The sequence below is a fragment of the Pseudomonas sp. ME-P-057 genome (assembly GCF_030208975.1).
Lineage (GTDB): Bacteria > Pseudomonadota > Gammaproteobacteria > Pseudomonadales > Pseudomonadaceae > Aquipseudomonas > Aquipseudomonas lutea.
Map to the genome: position 1 here is coordinate 42,604 of NZ_JARVSX010000016.1, position 24,287 is coordinate 66,890.

Annotated in this window: 11 protein-coding genes; 6 read left to right on the forward strand and 5 right to left on the reverse strand. The window is 59.8% G+C overall.

The window, feature by feature from the left end; translation table 11 throughout:
* Positions 1 to 21: 21 nt before the first annotated feature.
* Together QRN48_RS08605 and QRN48_RS08610 are read right to left on the reverse strand one after the other, a co-directional pair.
* Positions 22 to 1,440, reverse strand: coding sequence for a DUF4214 domain-containing protein (locus QRN48_RS08605; protein ID WP_191946020.1), 1,419 nt, complete (start codon positions 1,438 to 1,440; stop codon positions 22 to 24).
* A gap of 19 nt (positions 1,441 to 1,459) precedes the next feature.
* A complete protein-coding gene (locus QRN48_RS08610; RefSeq protein ID WP_285350108.1) occupies positions 1,460 to 2,281 on the reverse strand; it encodes a hypothetical protein in 822 nt (273 codons plus the stop codon).
* A 956-nt stretch (positions 2,282 to 3,237) separates the two neighbouring features.
* Here QRN48_RS08610 and QRN48_RS08615 point away from each other — a divergent pair.
* Genes QRN48_RS08615 through QRN48_RS08625 form a run of 3 tightly spaced genes read left to right on the forward strand, consistent with a single transcriptional unit; the run spans position 3,238 to position 7,773 of the window.
* Positions 3,238 to 5,046 (forward strand): type I secretion system permease/ATPase, encoded by a 1,809-nt coding sequence (locus tag QRN48_RS08615; RefSeq protein ID WP_191946019.1) that lies wholly within the window; start codon positions 3,238 to 3,240, stop codon positions 5,044 to 5,046.
* A 13-nt stretch (positions 5,047 to 5,059) separates the two neighbouring features.
* Entirely contained in the window at positions 5,060 to 6,385 is a 1,326-nt protein-coding gene (locus QRN48_RS08620; RefSeq protein WP_191946018.1) for an HlyD family type I secretion periplasmic adaptor subunit, read from the forward strand.
* On the forward strand, positions 6,382 to 7,773 hold the full coding sequence (locus QRN48_RS08625) for a TolC family outer membrane protein (RefSeq protein ID WP_191946017.1): 1,392 nt from the start codon (positions 6,382 to 6,384) through the stop codon (positions 7,771 to 7,773). The genes QRN48_RS08620 and QRN48_RS08625 overlap by 4 nt, the downstream gene beginning before the upstream one ends.
* An 11-nt stretch (positions 7,774 to 7,784) precedes the next feature.
* On the opposite strand, the gene QRN48_RS08630 is transcribed toward QRN48_RS08625, so the two are convergent.
* The gene (locus tag QRN48_RS08630) at positions 7,785 to 8,945 is read right to left on the reverse strand and encodes a glycosyltransferase family 4 protein (RefSeq protein ID WP_285350058.1); all 1,161 of its coding nucleotides are present in this window, start codon (positions 8,943 to 8,945) and stop codon (positions 7,785 to 7,787) included.
* Positions 8,946 to 9,114: 169 nt separating this feature from the next.
* Here QRN48_RS08630 and lapG point away from each other — a divergent pair, with 169 nt between their 5' ends.
* The 3 genes from lapG to QRN48_RS08645 all read left to right on the forward strand — a co-directional run bounded on the left by lapG (position 9,115) and on the right by QRN48_RS08645 (position 12,177).
* Complete coding sequence (gene lapG, locus QRN48_RS08635; protein ID WP_502944587.1) at positions 9,115 to 9,810, forward strand: cysteine protease LapG; 696 nt, start codon at positions 9,115 to 9,117, stop codon at positions 9,808 to 9,810.
* 8 nt (positions 9,811 to 9,818) lie between these two features.
* Positions 9,819 to 11,765 carry a cyclic di-GMP receptor LapD gene (lapD, locus tag QRN48_RS08640; protein WP_285350059.1) on the forward strand — a complete coding sequence of 649 codons (1,947 nt, stop codon included), beginning with the start codon at positions 9,819 to 9,821 and terminating at the stop codon, positions 11,763 to 11,765.
* A 91-nt stretch (positions 11,766 to 11,856) separates the two neighbouring features.
* The gene (locus tag QRN48_RS08645) at positions 11,857 to 12,177 is read left to right on the forward strand and encodes a YceK/YidQ family lipoprotein (protein WP_191946014.1); all 321 of its coding nucleotides are present in this window, start codon (positions 11,857 to 11,859) and stop codon (positions 12,175 to 12,177) included.
* A gap of 946 nt (positions 12,178 to 13,123) precedes the next feature.
* Here QRN48_RS08645 and QRN48_RS08650 read toward each other — a convergent pair.
* Together QRN48_RS08650 and QRN48_RS08655 are read right to left on the reverse strand one after the other, a co-directional pair.
* On the reverse strand, positions 13,124 to 13,462 hold the full coding sequence (locus QRN48_RS08650) for a hypothetical protein (protein WP_037018113.1): 339 nt from the start codon (positions 13,460 to 13,462) through the stop codon (positions 13,124 to 13,126).
* 83 nt (positions 13,463 to 13,545) lie between these two features.
* Positions 13,546 to 24,264, reverse strand: coding sequence for a retention module-containing protein (locus QRN48_RS08655; protein ID WP_285350063.1), 10,719 nt, complete (start codon positions 24,262 to 24,264; stop codon positions 13,546 to 13,548).
* Between the last annotated feature and the right edge of the window lie 23 nt (positions 24,265 to 24,287).

Below are 24,287 nucleotides of genomic sequence, written 5' to 3' on the forward strand. Positions count from 1 at the left end.
AGGTTGCAACGGTGCGAGTGTTTAGACCGCGCCGTGTACCACTACTACGTTGGTGTTGTGCTCAACGCCTTCTGGCGAACCGACGACGCCGATAGCGACGTCAGCTTGAGCGGTACCTTGATCCAGCGCAGCTACCCACAAGGCTTTGCCAGTGTCAACGTCGCCTGGTGCACGACCCAGTGCGTTCTCGTACAGCGAGTCTACGAACTCAGCGTTGGCGTGGTGCGCCGCTTCTGTCGACCCGAAGATCGAAGATACGACGTCCGCACGGCTGTTGCCGCCGATCAGAGCGCCGACCCAGTAGCTGCTGTCGGTAGAATCAGCGGTGCGACCCAGCGCGGTTTCGTACAGTGCACTGATGAAGTCAGCGTTTGTCTGACCCTTTGCCTGTGCTTCTGCCGAAGTACTGATCAGCGCAGCAACGTCTGCTTCAGACTTGCCGGCAGCCAGTTGGTCCTGCCAGTAGGTGACAGCGGTATCTTCCGCAGCACGACCCAACAGGTTGTTGAAGGCCTCGGAGATAAAGTCGCTGGCAACAGCGCCTTTATATTCGGCAGACGACAGGAACGCATCAGCGATGCTGGACAGCGAAGCACCGCTTTGAGCGGCGTTGCCGTAGAACTCGGCACCGCTGTTGTCAGCGTCACGGCCCAACAGGCCATCGAACAGGCGCAGAGCAGCTGCTTCAGCGTCGGTTTCAACGATTGCCAGCGTGTGGTTATCGGTGAAGGTGACGAATTCGCCGCCCTGGATGGTGATGTTGTTAGTACCGGTCAGGTTCAGGAAGCTGCCAGTGACGTCAACGGTGTAATCGGTGCTTGCGCCAGCGACGTTGATCACGTCACGGCCTGCGCCAGCCAGGATGACGTCGTTGCCTTCGCCAGTGTTGATGATGTCGTTGCCAGCACCGGTTTCGATGTGGTCGTTGCCCGCGCCGCCAGTGACGACGTCGCTGCCGCTGCCAGTGATCAGAACGTCATCACCAGTGCCGCCATCCAGAGTGACGTTAGCGGTGCCAACGTAGGTCAGTTTGTCGCTACCGTTACCGCCGTCGATGACCAGCTCGGTCGCGACAGTTGGGTCAACAGCGAACAGCGCTGCTTGAGCAGCAGGAGCTTGCTCGGTCACGGTCAGGCTGACGTTGCTTTCGCTGTCGATGATGATGACTTTTGCATCGGCAGCACCTTCTGGCAGAACCAGGTTGGTGGTAGTGCCGGCAGCGCCAGTGGTTTTGATTGCCAGTACGTCAACAGCCTGACCCGCTGGAGCAGTGACAGCGCCAACGCCATCCCAGCCAGCCAGGACTACGGAAGAACCGGCAGCGTCCAGGCCCAGCAGCGAGCTGATAGCAGCAGCTGTAGAGGCCGAGATGTCTGGGTTGCCAACGATAGCGGTTTTGAAATCAGCGCCGGTAGTAGGAGCATCATATTGCAGTGCCATGAGTCATATTCCTGATGTTTCAGGCCAGTTGGCCTATGTTGCTATCTGTCTGCGTAATCGCAGGTTTTTCCCTAAGAGACTTATGGCGGAGAGCGTTGATCTCGTTTTTGGGAGTAATTGAAAGCTGTATCGCAACCAGCGGCTCACTGCCGCTGGGTCCAAAAAGCATTTGCTCGGCAACGATGGGTTGCGGCGCTGCGCCAGCGAACACCACGTAGCCTGTCAACTCATAAAGAGATCGATCCGGGCCGGTCAGGCCGAATCCCACAGCAACCAGCGCGGCGCCTTTATTGCGGGCACCCGTGAAGCCAGGCGTGAGCACTTTTTGACTCGGGCCTGCGCCAGCGATAGTGCTGGTGTAAGCGAGGTCCACACCGCTCGGCTTGTTTTCCCAATGAATGGAAAAACCCTCAAGGCGAGCCACGCCGTGTTCATCACCCAGACAGTCATTTGCAATAGAGACGTCGCCGAGGGCTTCGACATGGCCGGTGAGATTCAAATTGGCGCGAACGGGCGTCGTTGCGGAGAAAGCCACTGCTTCAGGCGGGCGAGTGGCAGGCATGAAATTGCGCATGATTGCCGCTGACGTGTCGATGCGATCAATACGCAGATCGACCGGGTCGATTTCGACGTCAGCCAGATAATATTCGGTGATCAGAACGGTAGACACGCCACCTTTCACGCGACCGATAATGCAGTCGCCGAGTTTGGTGAGCATGTTTTTGGAGACGCCTTCAGCCGGAAAGAAGTCGATCACGCCCTTGCCCAGAGGCGCCTGCTGCAAGGCAATGCAGACGCTGCGCTCTGCGATGGGCTGTGAGGCGTAACGAAAGATATACATCCCGGGCTCAAGCAGAGTGACGCGGGAGGTAATTTTCAAGCCATCTAATGTTTGCGACTGCACTCAATAAGTTTCCTTCTTATCCCGAGCTGACAGCAGTTGAGAGTCGTAATCCAATCAACTCAGTCCAGAAGCCTTAGAACTTAGTGGCGTACTGGTGGCGTTTGCCGAAGGCTGAGACTAATTGATCCGACGAAAATGTCAATTCATTGGTAGGAAATTTCCTCAGAAGAGGTAAGAACACTCTGGGAGGCATAGTGATATGGATTCACCAATTTGTGGGGACCGTTGGTCAGACTAAAAGAAGACGACTCGACAAGGTGTCTCACGCCGTTAACACATCTCTATGACTTGACATGTGGTGAGCGCAATACCGTCTGTCGAATGGCGCTAAAGAAAACTCCCGCCCTGCCGATTCTGAATCGGAACAGCCGCCTTTAGCCCGTGCTAGAGCGGTTCGCTTTGTGTTGGAGTGTGGGAAATGCAGTTGGCATGCGTCTGCGGGGTGGCGCTTTTTGCCATTGCGCAAAGCAGCTTGGGCGGGTCAACCCTGACGCCGGATGTCCGGACCCGCCAAGGGCCAAGGCGGGGTTTTTAAAGGTCTTGCATGCCTTCAAATGGATAGGGCGGGGCTCCATTCCGAGGCTGCATTATCGGCGTTAACGAAGCGGTAAATATTCACGTTAGAGCTGTTGGATGCGAAGTTTCTGACATCGAAAGTTGCATATCGACATATCTTGAAATTATAAGCAGCTGGATGGTGAGTTAGCGAAAGTTGCAGGCATGTGAACCCGCACTCTGAGTGCGCATCAAACAGCGCAGGTGGTTTTTTAAAAAAAGTTTCATGAAATCTGCCGAGCGGCCGTCTTTTTGATGGCCCTTTAATGCTGTCCGTGCTCGATGCCGATGGTACACTCTGGCGCTTTCGCAGCCCCATCTCATCAGTAATGGATTCCATGAGTCGCTCACACGAAAACAATCTCCAGGCTGCCTTGAGGGCTTGTAAAGGCAGCTTCCTCTCAGTCGGTTTTTTCAGCTTCTTCGTCAACACGTTGATGCTGGTCCCTACTTTTTACATGATCCAGGTCTCCGGTCGCGTGGTGCCAAGCAGCAGCACCTCCACGTTGATCATGTTGACCCTTATCCTGACCATACTCATGGCCACGCTCGGTTCGCTTGAGTGGGTCCGATCGAGGATCATGGTGCGGATCAGTAATCGCCTGGATGTATTGCTCAGCCGTGACGTCTACAGAGCCAGTTTCAAAAAGGCGCTTTCCAGTGGCGGGATGGACGCTTCGGCCCAGTCACTCAACGATCTGACGTCGCTAAGGCAGTTCCTGACAGGCAATGGGTTGTTCGCTCTGTTCGATGCACCTTGGCTGCCTGTGTACACCGCTGTCATGTTTCTCTTCCACCCCTGGTTTGGCTGGATGACCGTCGGTGCGGCGGTGGTATTGATTTTCCTCGCCTACCTGACTCACCGCTATACCAGTAACGCGCTGGCCGAAGCGAACAAGCAGAGCCTCACTGCAAACCTTCACACCACCAAAAGCTTGCGCAACGCTGAAGTGATCGAGTCCATGGGCATGCTCGATACGCTGATGGGGCGTTGGGCGGTCCGGCAGCGTCGTGTCCTCGTTTTGCAGTCCAGTGCCAGCGACAAGAGCGGCATCATCAGCTCAATTTCCAAAACGTTCCGCAACTGGTCTCAATCGATGATGTTGGCGGCTGGTGCCTATCTGACCATCACGCATGAGATCAACCCAGGGCTGATGATGGCGGGTTCCTTGCTACTGGGCCGCGCGCTGTCTCCTATCGATCAGATGATCGGCAGCTGGAAGGGCTTCGTCGCTGCGCGCATGCAATATCAGCGTCTGAACGAAACGCTTGAAAAGCTTCATTCCGAGCCGAAACGAATGTCGTTGCCGGATCCGGAAGGGCATGTGCAAGTTGAAAATCTCGTCGTGGCCCCACCCGGCGCGAAGGCGGCAGTCATCCGCAACATCAGCTTCGTGGCACCAGCGGGCAGCATCGTCGGAATCGTTGGTCCGAGCGCCGCGGGCAAGTCGACCCTGGCCCGGGCGCTGCTCGGCATTTGGCCTCCGCAGCATGGCACCGTGCGCCTTGACGGCGCGGACATCAGCTCCTGGGACAAGCAGGAACTTGGGCCGCATCTGGGCTATTTGCCTCAGGACATTGAGCTGTTCGAAGGCAGTATCAGCGACAATATCGCCCGGTTTGGCAAGGTTGATCCGGAGAAGGTCGTTTTGGCGGCGCGCGTCGCGGGCGTCCATGAAATGATCCTGCAGTTGGTTGACGGCTACGACACGGTGATCGGTAGCGACGGGGTCAACCTCTCAGGTGGCCAGCGTCAGCGGATAGGTCTGGCGCGTGCGGTGTATGGCAGCCCTCGTCTGATTGTCCTCGACGAGCCGAACTCCAACCTTGATGAGGTCGGCGAACGTGCATTGGGCGTGGCGCTGCAAAAAATCAAGGAAACGGGCGCAACGGTGTTCATTATTTCCCACCGTCCGAACATCCTGTCCCGTCTGGACCGCGTCATGGTGTTGAACGCAGGTACGCTCTCGATGTATGGCTCGCGTGACCAGGTTATCGCTGAACTGGCTCAGCAACAGGCCAAGACTCAAGCCCAGGCGCAAGGTCAGACTCAGCCTCGCGTCGCAGCAGCGGCGCCGGGGCCGGCTACTCCGGCTGCACCTGCACCTGCACCGGCGCCCTCCGGTGAAGAACAGCCAAGCGCTTGAAAGGAATTCGTGAATGACCAGTAACGCTATGTCTGTGCTTGAAGAAAATACTGCCGATATGCCGACGTCCGACCGGGGAATCCGGCGGGTCGGGATGACGATTGTTCTGGTGACCTTTGGCCTGTTTGGCACATGGGCAGCATTCGCTCCATTGGGCAACGCCGTTTACGGGAACGGCATCGTCACCGTGCAGAGCTACCGCAAGACCGTTCAGCATCTGGAAGGCGGCATCGTCAAAGAGCTGCTGGCCCGTGACGGGGATACGGTGCACAAGGGCGATCCATTGATCGTGCTCGATGACGGCCAACTCAGTTCCGAATATGAGTCCACCCGCAACCAGCTCATCACCGCACGCGCCAAAGAAGCTCGCCTGCGTGCCGAGCGCGACGATTTGCCTGCCATCCCCGCGCTGAAAATAGACGGTGTGGAAAGCGAGCGCGCCCGGGAGGCGATCAATGGCGAAGCTCAAGTCTTCAGGTCACGACACGACGCGCGGCTGGGCGAGATCTCGGTGCAGAAAGAGCGTATCGGTCAGTTGAAGCAGCAGATCATTGGCCTCAACGACATGATCGGTACTAAGGTCAATCTGGAAAAGTCCTACACCCGCGAGATTACCGAACTGAAGGATCTGCTGCGCCAGGGGTTCGTCGACAACCAGCGCCTGCTCGAACAGGAGCGCAAGCTGGACATGCTCAAGTCAGAAGTCGCTGACCACCAGTCGACCATCACAAAGACCCGTCTGCAGATCAATGAAACCGAGATGCAGATCGTTCAGACCAACCAGAAATTCAGCTCCGACGTCGCCAAGGACTTGAGCGACGTACAAGCCCAAGTGTTCGATTTGCAGGAGAAAGCCAGCGCGCTCAAGGACAGGCTGTCACGCATCGTCATCCGCGCGCCCGAAGACGGCATGGTGCTGGACATGAAGGTCCACACCATCGGCGGGGTGGTCAGCGCGGGTACGCCTTTGCTGGACATCGTGCCGGAGTCTTCTGACTTGGTGGTCGAGGCGCACGTCTCCACCAATGACATCGACCGAATCACTTTGGGTAAATTGACGGACATCCGCTTCAGCGCCTTCAACAGCGCGACAACTCCTGTCATTCAAGGGGAGGTCACGCGTATATCCGCTGACCGCCTGACGGACGAAAAGACGGGTGACGGCTATTACCTGGTAAGAGTGAAAGTGACGGACGAAGGCTTGAAGCGTTTGGGTGATCGCAAGTTGCAACCGGGGATGCCCGCCGAAGTGCTGATCAATGCCGGCGAACGCACGATGCTGGAATACCTGCTCAAGCCTGCGCGCAACATGTTCGCCAAGTCGATGATCGAGGAATGACAGTGGTGCGTTTTCTTCCCGTTCTGCTTCTTGGTGTGTTCGCCCTCAATGCTCAAGCGGTACAGCCCGCTGCCCCGCAACAGGTCAGTGCTTCAACCTATTCGCTCGACCTGATGACGCTTTACAAAGAGTCACGGCTCGAAGACCCGCGCATTCTCTCGGCTTACGCGCACGCCCGGTCTGCCAGGCAGCAGGAGCGTGAAGCGTTCGGCGGGTTGCTGCCGCAGGTATCTGCGAACAGCAACTTCAACAGGATCTTGCGCAAAGACGAACAGACGCGTGAAATCTACGACAACAAAAGCTATGGGCTGAACCTGAGCCAGTTCATCTACAACAAGGAAGCGTGGGAGCGCTACCAGAAGGCCAAGAGCGTGACGTTGCAGAAAGCCTCGCAGTCCGAGGACGCCCAAGCCGAAGCGACGGTGGACTTGGCCAAGCGTTACTTCGCCGCGCTGGCCGCTGACGACGCACTGGAGCTGGTGGTCGCCGAGCGGCGTGCCACCCAGGGCAGTCTTGACCGCATCAATGCGCTCTACGCCAAGCAGATGGCCAAGATCACCGACATGCTGGACCTCAAGGCGCGGGTCGACCTGTTGATTGCGCAGGAAATCGAGGCGCGCAATCAAGTTCGGCTGTCGCGGGAAGGTCTGTCCGAGATTGTTGGCCGCCCGATCAACGATCGCTTGAGCCGCATCCGCAACGACATTGCCCTTGAAGCACCGACGCTGGCGCTCGATGCCTGGATCGCTCAGGCCCTCGATAGCAACCCTCGGCTCAAGGCCTACGAAAGCAACCTGGCGGCGGCCGATGCCGCCATACGCGAAGGCAAGGGCGGGCATTATCCATCGCTGAGTTTCAACCTCGGCGCTTCGCAGAGTGACGTCGGTTACGACAACACCCTGACGCCGCGCAGTGACAGCTACGTTGCGACCATCGGCCTGAAAGTGCCGATCTACAGCGGCGGCTCAACGTCGGCGCGGGTCAGCGGGCTGTATGACGAGCAATACGCCGCCGAGCAGGACCTGGAAGGTGTGCGCAGGCAGGTGGTGAAGGAAACCACCAACGCTTATCTCACCGCTCAATCGGCCGTGGACAAGATCCGCGCCGGGCAGAACGCGCTGTCCTCCGCCAAGCAATCGAGCATCGCCGCGCAAAAGGCCTTTGCCTACGGTGTGGTCAACGCGGTTGATGTGCTGACGGCGGTGCAGAACGAATTCAAGGCGCGAGGCGAGCTGTTGAAATCGCAGTACGACTTCATCACCAACTTGTTCATCCTCAATCGTTGGGCGGGCAAGCTCTCGCAGGAAAGCGTTGCCAGCGTCAACGTGTGGCTCGGTGGCGACGACTCCGAAGCGCTAAAAGACCTGAACAACGCAGCGCCGAAGTAGCCGGAAGCCGATCACGCTTGCGAGTGTGCCGCCAGCACCTTGCGGTACACCGCCAGCGTTTGCCGGGCGCATTCCTCCCATGTGAAGCGAAGCGCGCGCTCGAGGCCCAACTCGATGCGTTCTGCTCGGAGCGCGTCGTTGCTCAATACGTCGAGCATGGCCCGCGAAATGCTTGCGGGGTCCAGCGGGTCGACCGCCCAGGCGGCATTGCCGGTGACTTCAGGCAGCGAGGTTGTGTTGGAGGCGATGACCGGGCACTTGGCAGCGAATGCTTCGATAACCGGCAGGCCAAAGCCTTCATATAAAGAAGCGAAGACCAGCGCGCCGGCGCTTTGCAGCAGTGCGAAGACGTCGGACTGCGGCAGGTAACTCAGCCAACGCCCTTCGCCGCGTTCTTCCAGTGCCTTGAGCTGCGGAATAAGCTCTTCGTTGGCCCAGCCGTCGCGACCCACAACGATCAGTGGGTGTTGCTTGCGTACCGCCTCGGGCAACAGGTTGAACGCCTCCAGCACCTTGGGCAGATTCTTGCGAGGTTGCAGGGTGCCAATGAAAAGGAAGAAGCCGGGTTTCAGACGATGCTTTTCCAGTATTGCGTCGCGGGTCTGCTGAGGAATGCGCTCGAAGTAAATCGGGTCTACGCCCAGCGGCGTCACGCTGATCTTTTCGGGGGCAATCCCCATGTGCGTGACCAGGTCCTGTTTGCTGTGTTCGGAGATGGTGATCAGGTGATCAGCGCTATGAACGCTTCTCGCGAAGAGCCAACCTTTGAGGGTCTTGAGGTTTTGCCTGATCCACTCCGGGTGAATCAACGGAATGGCGTCCATGACCGTGGCAACCACAGGCACGCCCTTGATCCTCGGGATCTGATGATCGGTGGCGTGGACAATGTTGACGTCGCGGGCAATGGCGGCGGAGTTGGGCAGCGGCAGTTTGAGAACGCCGCTGGACAGCACCTGAATGCGGAAGTCGGTTGAAAGTGTCTTGGGTACGCCGCAGGCGAGTTTGGGCAAATGGCGACCGAACGCGTATGGCTTGATAGTGATGTCGGGTTCTTCGCTCGGCTTGAGCGCTTCCATCGCCTGCCACAGGGACCGCGTGTAGACGCCAATGCCATCCAGATGCCCGGCACGTTCACATCCAGCCCACACGGTGCAGCTAAAACCAATATCCATACGCGTTTCCAAACCCACCCGGCAGTCATGAAATGAAAGGCCGCGAGCCTATCATGAGTGGGCTTTTCGGGCATTTCCTTCCGTGCGTGATCTCATCGCGCCATTGCGTTTCCCGACCCAACCCCTCACCATCGCTTTCCGTTATCCATTGCCTGATGGACTAGACAAATTGGCGACACGCCCGGCTCAAAAGCGCCCTGGAATATGGCTGCTGCTGGCGCTTGCACTGACGTGCACGGCGTGTGTGAGCTATTTGCACGCGGATTGGGATTTTTCCCTGATCAGCCGGCGTGCCGAAGCGTTATATGGGCCGTTGGGGGCAGGGCGTCAGCGCATCGATGCCTGGCAGAACCTGCTGGCGACCGAGAAGCAGGTCAGCGAGCTGGACAAGCTCAAGGTCGTGAACCTGTTCTTCAACAAGCAGATGCGTTACGCCGAGGACATCGACCTGTGGCATGAGGTCGATTATTGGGCCACGCCGGTCGAGTCGCTGATCAAGGGCGCGGGGGATTGTGAGGATTACGCGATCGCCAAGTATTTCAGCCTTCGCCGTCTGGGGGTGCCGAGCGAGAAGCTGCTGATCACCTACGTCAAGGCGCTGCGCCTGAATCGCGCGCACATGGTGCTGACCTATTACTCGACCCCCAACGCGATGCCGTTGGTGCTCGACAGCCTGATCGATGACATCAAACCCGCCAGCGTACGCACGGACCTGTTGCCGGTGTATGCCTTCAACGCAGAAGGGCTTTGGTTGCCCGGCGCGCAGGGCAACAAGAAAGTGAGCGACACCAAGCGTCTGTCCCGATGGCAGGACGTGCTGAAAAAAATGACCGCCGAAGGCTTCCCCGCCGAGCCCGAGAATTAGGAGTACTGATGTCTCTGTTCAAACAGCTGTTGATCGCAATCTGTCTGTTTTTGGTGGTCGCCTTTGCGGGGAGTTTTGTCGTCAGCCTCGAAAGCTCGCGGGCGCAGTACGTCAATCAGTTGCGCTCGCACGCTCAGGACGCCGCGACTTCGCTGGCGTTGTCGCTGACGTCCAACATCGACGATCCGGCGATGGTCGAGCTGCTGGTGTCGTCGATCTTCGACAGCGGTTATTACGCGAGCATCCGGGTGGTGGATCTGGCGAGCGGCGACGCGATCGTCGAGCGCAGTGCGACGCCGGACAATCAGGGCGTGCCACAGTGGTTCATCAACGCGATCGGCCTGGAGCCAGCGGGCGGCGAGGGGATTGTCAGCCGTGGCTGGCAGCAGACCGCGCGGGTCGAGGTGGTGAGCCATCCGATGTTCGCGTTGGCCAAGTTGTGGCAAAGCGCGCTGGGCAGCCTGGGTTGGCTGCTGGTGTGCGGCGTGGTCAGTGCGATTCTGGGAGCGATGCTGTTGCGTCGTCAGCTCAAGCCGCTGGACTACATGGTGGCGCAATCCCAGGCGATTGGTCGTCGCGAGTTTCTGACGCTGCCCGAGCTGCCGCGCACGCCTGAGCTGCGGCGGGTGGTGCAGGCGATGAACCAGATGGTCGAGAAACTCAAGGCACTGTTTCAGGAGAGCACCGAGCGCAGTGAAAAGCTGCGCATCGAGTCGTATCAGGACAGCCTGACCGGGCTGTCGAACCGTCGTTATTTCGATATGCAGCTCAACGCGCACGTCAGCCATCTGGAGGACGGGCGCGCGGGGTACCTGATGCTGTTGCGGGTCAAGGACCTGGCCGGGCTGAACCAGCGTCTGGGTGGCAAGCGCACCGACGCGCTGCTGGTGGCGGTGGCCGAGCAGCTGGTGCGTCACTGCGAGAAGTATCCCGAAACCCGCAATCTGATCAGCCGCAGCCGTGGCGGTGAGTTTGCGGTGCTGGCGCCGGGCATGGTCCACCACGAGGCCGTGCAGTGGGTGCAGAACCTGGAGGCGGCGCTGCAGAGTCTTGAGGCCACTGGCGCTTCGGATGTCTCGCCTGTCGCGCACATGGGCCTGGCGCCGTACAGCCCGGGCGATGCGTCGCTGACCTTGCTGGCGTTGGCGGATCAGGCGTTGTCTCAGGCCGAAAGCGGCGGCGAGCAGTCTTGGTACTGCATCGAGCGCGGGGCGATTGGTGATCTGGGAGAGGATCAGCATGAGTGGCACAGGACGCTGGACCGGGCGCTGGCCCATGGGCGTTTTCAGCTGTTCTTTCAGCCGGTGGTTGCGTCTGGCGACGGGACGACCGTGTTGCATTACAAGGTCTTGTCACGGCTGGTCGATGCGGACGGCGTGACGATTCCGGCGGGGCGTTTTCTGCCGTGGCTGGAGCGCTTCGGCTGGTCGAGCCGTCTGGATCTGCTGATGCTGCGGGAGGTGCTGGCGCATCTGGGTACTCACAACGAGCGGTTGGCGCTGAACCTGTCGGCGGCCACGCTTAACGATGCGGCGGCGATGAACGAGGTGTTCGCGGCGCTGCGTCAGCACCCCAAACTGGGCCCGCGCCTGACGCTGGAGATCGGCGAGGAGCAAGTGCCCGAGCAGGCGGTGCTGGAGAAGCTGACCCGACGTCTGCAAGAGGCCGGGTATTCCTTGGCGCTGCAGCGCTTCGGCGGGCGTTTCAGCATGATCGGCAACCTGGCGCATCTGGGCCTGGCGTATCTGAAGATCGATGGCGGTTACATCCGCGCGATTGATGAGGAAAGCCACAAGCGGTTGTTCATCGAAGCGGTCCAGCGCGCGGCGCACAGTATTGATCTGCCGTTGATTGCGGAACGGGTCGAGACCGAAGGCGAGCGCCGGGTGATTGTCGAGATGGGGATTGAAGGGGTGCAAGGACGGTTGTTTGGCGATCCTGCGCCTTGGAAGTGATCGGTTGAGGCATGCGCCTGCGGGTGAGATGCAGTAACGCTGGCCGATTTATCCCTTGTGCTAGACATGATTAACAAATGGAGACACTTACATGAAGCTATGGACTGCAGCAGTACTGATGGCAACCCTTTCAGGTTGCGGCACCATCAAAACCCTCAACGATGAAAAGGGGGCGGCAGATACATTGGCGCGGCACAGTTCCAGTTGCCAATCCATACCTCGCGCCTACAGCGGCGCGGTTTATCAATTCTGCACGTTAGACGCGCCGCCGGTTTCCGGGCCGCATTGGTCTGCGGCCACCATCGCACTGGACATGGCCCTTTCCGCGGTCGCCGATACCGTGGTGCTGCCGTATACGGGGTATCAGCAATACCAGATGGGAAACATCAAGGTGCGCCGCAAGCAGTACTGATCTGTCGCGGCTGTTCCAATCTCCGGGGCTGCCGCTTCGCGCCAGATCGCGGGGCAAAGCCACGCCTCTACCTCTGCCGTGTGCTGCTAGAGAGTGCTGGCAGATGCTCGAATCGTGGGAGTGAGCTCGCTCGCGATTGCGGTGGGTCAGTGCATCTTTCGTCTGCTGAAAGGTCGCGTTCGCCAGCAAGCCGGCTCCTACGAATTATGTGTGGGTTTTGGATGTGCGGGGTGTCAGGCGTCTTCGCGACCGTCGTAACCTCCGATTGCTCCTACAGGGGATTTGCCTTGACGCGGTTTTGCGCGGCGCGTGAATTGTAGGAATTCCCTCGTCGTCCAGACGCTGCGCTGTCGCGCAGCAAACGCCGTTCCTGTGGGAGTGAGCTTGCTCGCGATTGCGGTGGGTCCGCGACATTGATATCAACTGACTGGACGCGTTCGCCAGCAAGCCGGCTCCTACGGATTTGTGTGGGGTTTTGGATGTGCGGGGTGTCAGGCGTCTTCGCGACCGTCGTAACCTCCGATTGCTCCTACAGGGGATTTGCCTTGACGCGGTTTTGCGCGGCGCGTGAATTGTAGGAATTCCGTCGTCGTCCAGACGCTGCGCTGTCGCGCAGCAAACCCCATTCCTGTAGGAGTGAGCTTGCTCGCGAAGAGGCCGGTATATCCGATGCATATCTTCACCGTGCCCGTGATTGCGGTGTGTCAGTGCATCTTTTATCAGCTGGAAGGGCGCGTTCGCCAGCAAGCCGGCTCCTACGGATTTTGTGTGGGTTGTTGGATGTGTGGGGTGTCAGGCGCGGCTGTCGGCGTTTTGGAGAATGCTTTCGCGGGCAAGCGCGCTCCTATAGGTGGCGCTGGCTTGTTCGAGCGCACGCGGACGCGAACACGGGCTTGCCCGGAATCGGGCAGGCGTGTCGTTGCTGCGTGGGGTGGAGCGAGGGCCTTCAGATCAGACGTTGTTCGTCGTCATTGATCAGGTCGCTCAGGCCGCCGAGTGTTTCCCGGGCCTGGGTACGGTCCATCAGTTTTGCCTGTGCGGCGGCGGGGAGGTCGGTGATGTTGAGGATGCCTTTGCTCGTCAGGACCTGAATCAAGTCATCGAGTACCCGGATCATGTCCATGTCACTGGACTTGAGCTGAATCAGGCTCTTCTCTACCACTTCATTGGCAAACCAGGCTTGCACCTGATGATCATCCGGCGGCAGTTGCTCGCTCGCTTCGGCAAAGGCCGTTGCTTCCACGCGAACTAGCGTTCCGTCGGCATCGCGCTGAACGTAAAACATGGCTCATTCCTCAGGGACTAACCGAACTGGCGACCGTCAAAGACGGTCGCCAGCACAGTACAACAGCTCTCGCGACGCAGCTATCAGTGGTGATCGACTTTGATGGTCGGGTCCGCACCGCTCACCAGCGAGTTGACCATGGCATTGCTCCAGGTCACGCCTTCCACCTTGATGTGCACATCGGCCGTGGTCGCCGCGGCGGCCGCAGTGACGTTGGACGCGAACTGCCCGGTGGTGCTGACCTGCAGGATGGTGTCATGGCCATCGTTGCTGACTTGCAGGTACTTGCTGAGGGTGTCGGTGTCTTCACCTTGCAGCAGGTCACGCAGGTCAATGCGGTCGCCAGCGTCCTTGTTGAAGTCCTTGATCACGTCAAAGCCACCGCTGTTGGTGTCGCCGGCTTTCCAGGTAAACGTGTCCGCACCGGCGCCGCCGAAGAGGATGTCATTGCCTTTGCCGCCGACGAGCACGTCATTGCCACCCTGACCAAACAGGATGTCATTGCCATTGCCGCCCAGCAGGGTGTCGTTGCCGTCCAGCGAGGTGGACGACTTGGCAGCCAGGTCAGCCACCTGATCGAGGTGGTTGGTCACGAACGAATGCAGCGTCTTGTCATCGATGGTCGACACGTTGACGTGCAGCGTATCGGCAGCGAAAGCCTTCAGCGCCGTGGTGCCGCCCTGTGTGTTGAAGGTGATCAGATCACCGAACAGGATGTCATTGCCGTCGCCACCGTTGAGGGTGTCGCTGCCCGGCGCGATGGCTTTCTGGTCGCCCAGTACCGCTTTCGCCAGGTCGTCAGCGTTGACGTTGTTCAACGAATGGTGGTCGCTGTCGTAGCGGTCCAGGGTGGCCGTCTTCACGCCCGAGCCCAGGCCGATCGCTTCGATGGTTGGCGACTGCTTCAACAGCAGGGCGTAGCCGGTGTCCGCATCAGCGATCACCTTCTGGCTGCCGTTCATCTCGGGAGACGTCAGGCTGTATTCAAACCCGCCCTTGCCGTCGGCATGGCTGGAAAGCGTACCGACCTGTTGCTTGGTTCCGTCAGCCGCGTAGGTGAAGACGTTGCCTTTGGAGTCAATGGCCTCTTTGCCATTGACGCTGAAGGTGTGCGCCTGTGTCCAGCTCGCCAGCGCCATCGCCACGGTGACATCGGAGCCATTCACGTTGCCCAGCACCGTGCTGGTGTTCTGGTAAACGTTAGGCTCGCCGTCGGTGATGAAATAGGTGCGGTTCTCACCCGTCGGGTTGCTGCTGTTCAAGCCGGCGAACCAGTTTGCCGTGGTCTTGAACGGGTCTTCGTAGTTGGTGGTACCGCCCGAGGTCATGCCGGCCAGCGCTGCGGTCAAGGTCTTCATGGCCGCAGCCTTGTCAGACATGTCCACCGCCACCTGTGAGCGCACGTTGGTGTCGAAATCCACCAGCAGCACGTTGACCTTGCCGGCGTTGGCCGTCTGGGCACCGTTCGCCAGTTTCTCGAAGACCGACTGCAGCTGAGTCTTCGCCGTGTCGAGGTTTTTGCCCATGCTGCCCGAGCTGTCAACGATGAAGGCGATGTTGTAGCTCTTGCCCTGCACGATGGTCGTGCCGCTGACGTCGCCGACGATGATGTCGCCACCCAAGGTGCCGTTCACCGGCGTCGGGTCGGTGCCAGCCAGACCTTCGATTGAAGTGTAAGTCTGCGCTTCGACGTTGACGGCGATGACCTTCGTGTCGGTGGCGCTCTTCACGCTGGTAGCCACGCCGTCCACGTCCGCTTCGGTTGCGGTGGCGGTGATGGTCAGGTTGAACTTGCCGTTGAAGCCAGGCGTGGTGATGCTCAGCGTCGACAGGTCGAACGTGCTGACATCGACCCCTTCGCTCACGTTCGTCACGGTGGCCGTGTGGCCTGCGGCGTCAGTCAGAGTCGAGCCTGCCGGCGCGCCGGTGGCCTTGATCACGTGCGTCTCGGAACCGTCGAGGCTGTCACCGAACATCACTTTGACCGAGCTGAGCTTGATCGCGTTGCCTTCAGTGCCGTGGTTCAGTTCGTAGGCTGAGTAGTAACCCTCACCACTGCCGGCCGTGCCTTCTTGCAGCGACGAGATGTTCGGGTTGGCAGCCTTCAGGTCATCGACCGACGCGTAAAGCGTCGTGTTGGTGCTGTCCAAAGCGACTGCCACAGAGCCGGATTTGGAGGCGTCCAACAGCGTGATGTTGTAGTTGCCCGGCCCGGCTTGGTTGTAGTGATAGACGTCCAGGGTGTAGTAGCCCGACGCGGTAGGTGTGAAGCCCGCGCCCGAAATCTTGCTGCCCGCGCCCCATGTCGCGGTTGCCGCCGTCTGGCCGCCCACGGTGATGAGCAGACTGTCGTCCGCATTACCGCCGAAGGTGTAGGTGTGTCCGGCTTCCATGAAGATCAGGCCGGACAGCTTGGTCCCGGTGCCTGCGGCAATCGAGGAGTCCGCTGCACCTGTAGCGAAGCTGTGAGTGGTCGGCGCACCAGCGCTGTTGAAACCCGCCTTGAGGGCCGACTCGCTCGCGCCCTGACCATTGGTGCCCAAGTCCAGGGTGCCAACATACACATCCTTCGTCAGGCCGTGCGTCACGACTGCGCCTTCGCCCAGCGTGACCACTGGCTTATCGGCAACCGGCGAAATGCTGATCGTGCCAGTTGCTTTAACCGCGCTGGCCAAGCCCTGATCATCGACTGCCTGATAGGTGAACTTGGTGATGCCCGCCCAATCTGCGGCCGGCTTGAAGTACACGGTCGCAGCGTTGCCGATGGCGGCGATGTTGCTCAGGCTGGTCAGTGCGACCTTGCCCGCAGCATCGGCGTAGAACGTGCCGTGTGCAGCCATGTCCACCAGGTTGAAGTGGTCGATTTTGCTGTCTACGTCGGTCGCGCTGAGGTTCACGGCGATTGGCGCGTTGTCTTCGATGCCTTTGGCGGTGGTGGCATCGGCCACCGGTACATCGTTGACCGTCGTGATGTGGATCGTCGACGTGGTGCTGGCGATGTTGTTGCTGGCGCTGCCGTCGTTGACGCTGATGTTGATGATGCGGTCGTCTTTGACAGGGTCGTGAGACGTGCTGTCGAAGGTGATCGACGAAATCGCGGTCTGGTACTGCGCAGCAGTGCCCCCAGCGAACGTGATGACCTTGCCGGTCACAACGTTATTGGTCATGACGTCGGTCAGGGTGTAATTCAGCCCTGCGGTGTCACCGATGGCCAGCAGATCGCCCGCCTTGTAGTTGGTCAGCGTGACCGTAGCGCTTTGCAGGGTCGGGGTGTCAGCGTCATTTAAGGTGAAGTCGGCCGCAATCTTGCCCGGACCTTTACCTGCAGCTTTGACATCGCCGCCGACCAGGGTTTCGTTCCAGGTGTTGCCGAAGTCTTTGCCATTGCCAACATGCCCAATGACCGGCGCGTCGTTCACGGCAATCACGTTGATCTGGCTGTCGTGGACGACGGTCAGGTTGTTGCTGCCGTTGGCATCCGCGTCAGTCACCGCAATGGTCACGTTACGCGCCGCAGTGCTTGGGTTTTCACTGCTGTTGGCGTAGGTGATCGACTTGATCACGGCTTCGTAGTCGGCAATAGACGCCTTGCCGGTCAGGTTGATGAAGATATGGCCATCAGCGTCGTTGCTGAGGCTGTATTTGATCCCCAGGCCTGTGTCGCCGTTGTTGGTGTCTTTGTAGTACTTGGAAACGATCAGGTCCTCAGCCTGAATGCCGGTCAGCGTGATCTTCGCGCTGGTCAGCTCTTTGCTGTCGACGTCGGTGATGCTGAAGTTCTTGACGATTGGCGTCGCTGTGCCGTTTTCGGTGTACGTGATGCTGCCGAAGTTGACGACTGGCGTGTCGTTGACCGGCGCGACATTGATGGTGCCGTTGGCTGGTGTGCTGTCAGCCTTACCCTGGTTATCCACCGCGGTGTAAGTGAACGTGGCATCACCGCTCCAGTTACTTTCCGGCTTGAAGTACACGGTTGCACTGTTGTTGGTCGCGTTGATGAGGCTGCTGCCGTTCAGCACCTGAGTCGCTTGAGCATCGGCGTAGAACGTACCGTGCGTGCCCTTGTTGCTGGCCAGGGTGAAGTGGTCGACGTTGCCATCGACGTCGGTGCCCGTCAGCTTGACGGCGATGATGCTGTCTTCGTTGCCGGTGGCCGTTGCAGGCTTGGTGACCGGAGCGTCGTTGACCGAGATCACATTGATCGCGCTGCCGTGGACCACGGTCAGGTTGTTGGTGCCGTTGGCATCTGCGTCGGTGACCGCAATGGTCACGCCGCGTGGCGTGGTGACCGGGTTGTTGCTGCTGTCGGCGTAGGTGATCGAATTGATCAGGGTTTCGTAATTGGCAACCGAAGCCTTGCCGGTCAGATCGATGTAGATAGTGCCGTCGGCGTCGTTGCTCAGCGTGTACTTGATGCCCAGGCTCGTATCGCCAGATGTGCCGTCTTTGTAGTACTGAGAGACGATCAGGTCTTCAGCCTGAATGCCGGTCAGCGTGATCTTCGCGCTGGTCAGCTCGGTGCTGTCGACGTCGGTGATGCTGAAGTCTTTGACGATCGGAGTCGCCACACCGTTTTCGGTGTAGGTGATGCTGCCGAAGTTGACGACAGGCGCATCGTTGACCGGGGCGACGGTGATGCTGCCGGTTGCCGGGGTAGTGGACGCCAGGCCCTGATTATCGACAGCGGTGTAGGCGAATGGCGTGGTGCCATTCCAGTTGGCGTCCGGCTTGAAGTAGATCGTCGCGCCGTTGTTGGTGGCGGTGATGTCGTTCAAGTTGGCCAGCGGCTGAGTGCCGGCTGCGTCGGAGTAGAACGTGCCGTGGGCAGGCGTGTTGACCAGGCTGAAGTGGTCAATGGTGCCGTCGACGTCATAGCCCGTCAGCTTGACGGCAATGACAGTGCCTTCGTCGCCCTGGCCCGATGCGGTCTGGACCAGCGGTGCATCGTTGACCGAGTTCACAGTGATTTTCAGGGTCTCGACCGTGGTCGCCTTCAGATCGTTGGACTCTGTCGACGTTACGCTCACCTGCAAATTGATCGGGCCGTTGTAATCGCCCGGTGGGGTGATGGTCAGCTTGGTCAGGTCCCAATCCTTGAGCACGACGGTGCCGTCGCCATCCTTCTCGGAGGTGTAGCTGTGCGAGCCATCAGTCAGCACGGCGCCCACCGGGATCCCGGCGACAGTGACAGGGCTCAGTTTTTCCGAGCCATCGGTGTCGGCCAATGCAGTGCTCACGGTCAGCTTGATGGCCGTGTCTTCGTTGCCTTCGGCGTTGATGACGGTGACGATTGGCGCATCTGCCACTGGCGTGACGTTGATCGTGCCTGTGGCCAGATCGCCGGCTGGCAGCTTCTGGTTGTCGACCGCGGTGTAGGTGAAGGTGTTTTCACCCGCCCAGTTGGCGTCCGGCTTGAAGTAGATCGTCGCGCCATTGTTGGTCGCGGCGATGTTGTTCAAGTCGGTCAACGGCTGGGTGCCGGCAGCGTCGGTGTAGAACGTGCCGTTGACAGGCGTTTTGACCAGGCTGAAGTGGTCAATGGTGCCGTCTACGTCAGAGCCCGTCAGTTTGACGGTGATCAGGGTGTCTTCATTGCCCGTGGCCGAGGTGTTGCTGACCTCCGGCGCATCGTTGACCGCGATGACCGTGATCTGGCCGCTGTGGCTGCCGGACACGTTGTTGGTGCCGTGGGCGTCCGCGTCAGTCACCGAGATGGTCACGCCGCGTGGTGTCGTGACCGGGTTCTGGCTGGCGTCTGCGTAAGTGATCGACTTGATCACGGCCTCGTAATCGGCAACCGAAGCCTTGCCGGTCAGGTCGATGAAGATACGCCCATCGGCGTCGTTGCTCAGGCTGTATTTGATGCCCAGGCCCGCGTCGCCACTGGTGCCATCTTTGTAGTACTTGGAAACGATCAGGTCTTCAGCCTGAATGCCGGTCAGCGTGATCTTCGCGCTGGTCAGCTGGTCGCTGTCGACGTCAGTGATGCTGAAGTTCTTGACGATCGCCGTCGGCGTTGCCGCATCGTTTTCGGTGTAAGTGATGCTGTCGAACTTGACGACCGGAGCGTTGTTGACGGCCACCACTTCGATCTGGCCGTCGTGGGAGCCGGTCTGGTTGTTGGTGCCGTTGGCATCCGCGTCCGTCACAGCGATGGTCACACCGCGTGGCGCAGTGACCGGGTTGTTGCTGTTGTCGGCGTAGGTGATCGACTTGATAAGGGTTTCATAGCTGGCAACCGAAGCCTTGCCGGTCAGGTCGATGACGATGTTGCCGGCGGCGTCAGTGCTCAGGGCATATTTGATGCCCAGTGAAGTGGTGCCGTCGGTGCCGCCCTTGTAGTACTTGGACACGATCAGGTCTTCAGCCTGAATACCGGTCAGCGTGATTTTCGCGCTGGTCAGCTGGCTGCTGTCGACGTCGCTGATGCTGAAGTTCTTGACGATGGCGGTCGGCGTGCCGGCTTTGTTTTCGGTGTAGCTGATGCTGTCGAAGTTGACGACCGGGGCATCGTTGACCGCCACCATGTTGACCTGCCCGCTGTGGGCCCCGGTCAGGTTGTTGGTCCCGCTGGTATCACTGTCGACGTCGGTGACCGTGATGTTGACGCTGCGTGGGGTAAGGCTCGGGTTTTTGCTGTCGTCTGCGAAAGTGATCGACTTGATCAGGGTTTCGTAATCGGCAACCGAAGCCCTGCCGGTCAGGTCGATAACGATATTGCCTTTGGCGTCGTTGCTCAGGCTGTAGGTGATGCCCAGGTCGGTGAGGCCCGTGTTAGCGCCTTTGTAGTACTGGGACACGACCAGGTCTTCGGCCTGAATGCCGGTCAGCGTGATCTTCGCGCTGCTCAGCTCTTTGCTGTCGACGTCGGTGACGCTGAAGTTGCTGGCGATTGCCATTGGCGCGCCGCTTTCGGTGTAGCTGATGCTGTCGAAGCTGACGACAGGCGCGTCGTTCACAGGCGTGACGCTGACCGTCAGTGGCTTGGTCGTCGTTGCGGAGTCTTTGTTGGCGCCTTCGATCGACGTCGAGCTCACTAGCAGGGTGAACGAACCATTGAAGTCTTTCGGCGGGGTGATGGTCAGCTTGGAAAGATCCCAGCCGGTGATCCAGACCTCGCTGTCGCCTGTGCTGATCGACGTGTAGCTGGTGGTGCCGTCGGTCAAGGTGGCGCCGATCGGAATGGCGGAAACAACCAGTTGACCCAGGGACTCGGAGCCGTCGGTATCGACCAGTGCGGTGCTCAGGTCCAGCTTGATGGCGGTGTCTTCAGCGCCTTGGGTGTTGGCGACGTTGACGATCGGGGCATCGGCCACCGGCGTGACGCTGATGTTTCCGGTTGCCGGTGTGCTGGCCAGACCCTGGTTGTCGACAGCGGTGTAGCTGAAATCGCTGGTGACACCTGCCCAGTTTTCGGTCGGCTTGAAGTAAATCGTCGCGCTGTTGTTGGTGGCGGCGATATTGCTGAGGTTGGTCAGCTCCTGAGTACCGGCTGCGTCAGCGTAAAACTTGCCGTTGCTGGCCATGGACAACAGGTTGAAGTGATCGATGGTGCCATCTACGTCACTGCCGGTGAGCTTGACGGCAATGGCCGTGTCTTCTTTACCGTTGCCTGCGGTGTTTTCCACCGTCGGAGCGTCGTTGACCGGCGTGATGCCGATCTGACCCGTGGCGCTGCCCGACAGGTTATTGGTGCCATTGGCATCAACGTCGGTGACCTCAATCGTCACGCCGCGCGGGGTGGTGATCGGGTTGTCGCTGCTGTTGGCGTAGGTGATCGAGTTGATCAGCGTGGTGTAGTCGGCAATCGTCGCGTTGCCGGTCAAATCGATCACGATATTGCCGTTGGCGTCGTTGCTCAGGCTGTAACTGATACCCAGCGTGGTGGTGCCACTGGTCCCACCGTTGGCATCGGTGTAGTACGGGGAAACGATCAGGTCTTCAGCCTGAATACCCGTCAGGGTGATTTTCGCGCTGCTCAGTTGGTTGCTGTCGACATCGCCGATCTGCAGGTTGCTGACCAGCGGCTGAGCCGCGCCGTTCTCGACGTAATCAGGGTTGGTGAAGCTGATGGTTGGCGCGTCGTTCACTGGCGTCACGGTGACGATCAACGGCAGCGTGGTGGTCGCCGAGTCCTTGTTGGCGCCTTCAGTCGATGTCGAACTCACTTGCAGGGTGATCGAGCCGTTGAAGTTCAGTGGCGCCTGAAAGGTCAGGTTGTTCAGGTTCCAGCCGTCGATATAAACAGCACCGTCGCCTGTCGCGATCGAGGTGTAGCTGTTGACGCCGTCGGTCAGCACGCCACCGACCGGGATGCCGGACACCACGAGCGGGAACAGGGATTCAGAGCCGTCGGTGTCGACCAGCGCGGTGCTCAGATTCAGCTTGATCGGCGTGTCTTCAGCGCCCTGGGCGTTGATGACGTTGACGGTCGGGGCATCGGCCACTGGCGTGACGTTGATGACGCCGTTTGCAGGCGTGCCGGCTGCCAGGCCCTGATTGTCGACTGCGGTATAGGTGAAGTTGGTGTCGCCCGCCCAGTTGGCGTTCGGCTTGAAGTAGATCGTTGCGCTGTTGGCGGTGGCGGCGATGTTGCTGAGGTCGGTCAGCGCCTGAGTACCGGCAGCGTCGGCGTAGAAAGTGCCGTTGGCGGCCAGGCTCACCAGGTTGAAGTGATCGATGGTGCCGTCCACATCAGTGCCGGACAGTTTTACAGCGATGGTGGTGTCTTCGTCGCCTCTGCCTGCTGCGTCGGTTACCCCCGGAGCATCGTTTACCGGGGTGATGCCGACTTGGCCCGTGGCGCTTCCCGTCAAGTTGGCGGTGCCGTGGGTGTCAACGTCAGTCACTGCAACCGTAACACCGCGCGGTGTGGTATTCGGGTTGTCGCTGTTGTTGGCGTAAGTGATTGAGCTGATCAGCGCGGTGTAGTCGGCGATCGACGCATTGCCGCTTAACTGAATGACCACGTTGCCGTTGGCGTCGTTGCCCAGCGTGTAGCTGATGCCGGAAGCGGTGGTACCGGTGTTGCTGCCCTGGAACGCAGGCGACGCAAACAGGTCTTCGGCCTGAACACCGGTCACGGTGATTTTCGCGCCGCTCAACTGACCGCCATCGACATCGCCAATCTGCAGGTTGCCAACCAGAGCCTGAGCCGCGCCGTTCTCGGTGTACTCGGTGCTGGTGAACGAAACAGTCGGGGCGTCGTTGACCGCTACGACGTGCACGATGCCGGTGACCGGCACGGAGTCGTTCTGGCCATCGTTGACGGTGATGGTGATGGTACGGTCAGCGACGCTTGGGTCCTGGCTGCTGTTCTGGAAGGTGATCGACTTGATCACGGCTTCGTATTCGGCAGCGGTGGCAGCGCCGGTCAGGGTCAGAACAATCTGACCATTGACGGTGGCGGTGCTGACCGCGATGTTCGCATTCGGGCTGCCCACGACCAGCGTGTCAGTGTCCTGAGGGTTGGTCAGGGTGACGCGTGCGCTTTGCAGGTTCGGGCTGTCGGCATCGGTGATGGTCAACTGGTCGGCGATCGATACGCCAGCCTGGCCTTCGGTGAAGGTGGTTTCGCTGTTGACGCCGTTGCCGTTGCCATTGCCGTCGACGACTGGCAGGGAGTCGTTGTCGATGATGGTAGTAGTGACGCTGCCATTGGTGGTGCTGGCGACGACATTCTCGAAGTTGCCGCCAGTGATCGCGCCGATGGCCACGGTGACGTTTTCAACGCCTTCCGGGATGGTGTCATTCAGCGTGTTCAGATCAAACGTGACGCTGCTGCTGTTGGCCGGGATCTTCACGCTGACCACTTGCGTGTAATCGCTGCCGTCGGTCGCGGTGCCGCTGTAGGTCAGGTTGATCGTGACTTCGGTCTGCGCCGGGTTGCTCAGGGTGATGGTGTACGTGGCGGGTTCGCCTTCAACCACAGACTGGCTGCCGGTGATGCTGGCGATGGTCGTGTCGATGGTGTCGGTGATGGTGGTCACCGCCGGAGTCGGGTCGGTCGTCACTACCAGACCGCCACCGCCGGTGGTGCCGGTGATGGTGGTGCTGATGACGGACGGGTCGATATACGGCGTGTTGGTGTTCGGCACCTGAACGGTGGTGGTGCCCGAGGTGTCGCCTGCGCGGATGATGATGCTTGCGCCGTTGGACAGGTTAACTGTCAGGTCGCTCAGCGGTGCCTGGGTCAGGTTCGCGGTGAAGACCAGCGCGCCGCCTGCTTCGGTCAGCGTCGGGGTAGCGCTCAGGGACAAGGTGCCGCTAGGCGTTGGCGTCCCCCCGTTACCATTGCCATTGCCGTTATCGATGGCCAGGCCATTCACCAGTGTCGGTGGAGGCGTGGTGGTGGTGCCCAGACCGTTGGTCGGGAAGCCGATGGTCGGGTCAACCTGCCCAGCGGTCTCGGTCAGCATCACGACGCTGTGGCCGCCGCCGGCGTTGCCGCCATCACCGGGCGCTGCCTGCGGGCCCGCCGCAGTGGCTTCGAGGTCTTTGGTTGGGTCGGCGCCAGCCGCAATGGCTTGCTGCAGTTCCGCAACGGACGGTGCTGCCTGGGCAGTGGCTTCGGCGAGGTTAGTGGTCGACGTCGGGGCGTCGGCGCTCCACTGGCTGTCACGGCCCATGTCCAATTGACGGCCATCAGGAAGCTGCAGCGTGACCGCGCCTCCCGGGCCTGTCAGGACCTGCTCGCCGGTGAACAGCCGGTCACCCTCGATCAGCACACGACGAATCCCTTCCGGGGAAACTGCGACTACCTGGCCAACAATGCTTTTGACGATGGCAACAACACTGCTCATGGGGGTGACTCTCCGAGATTACC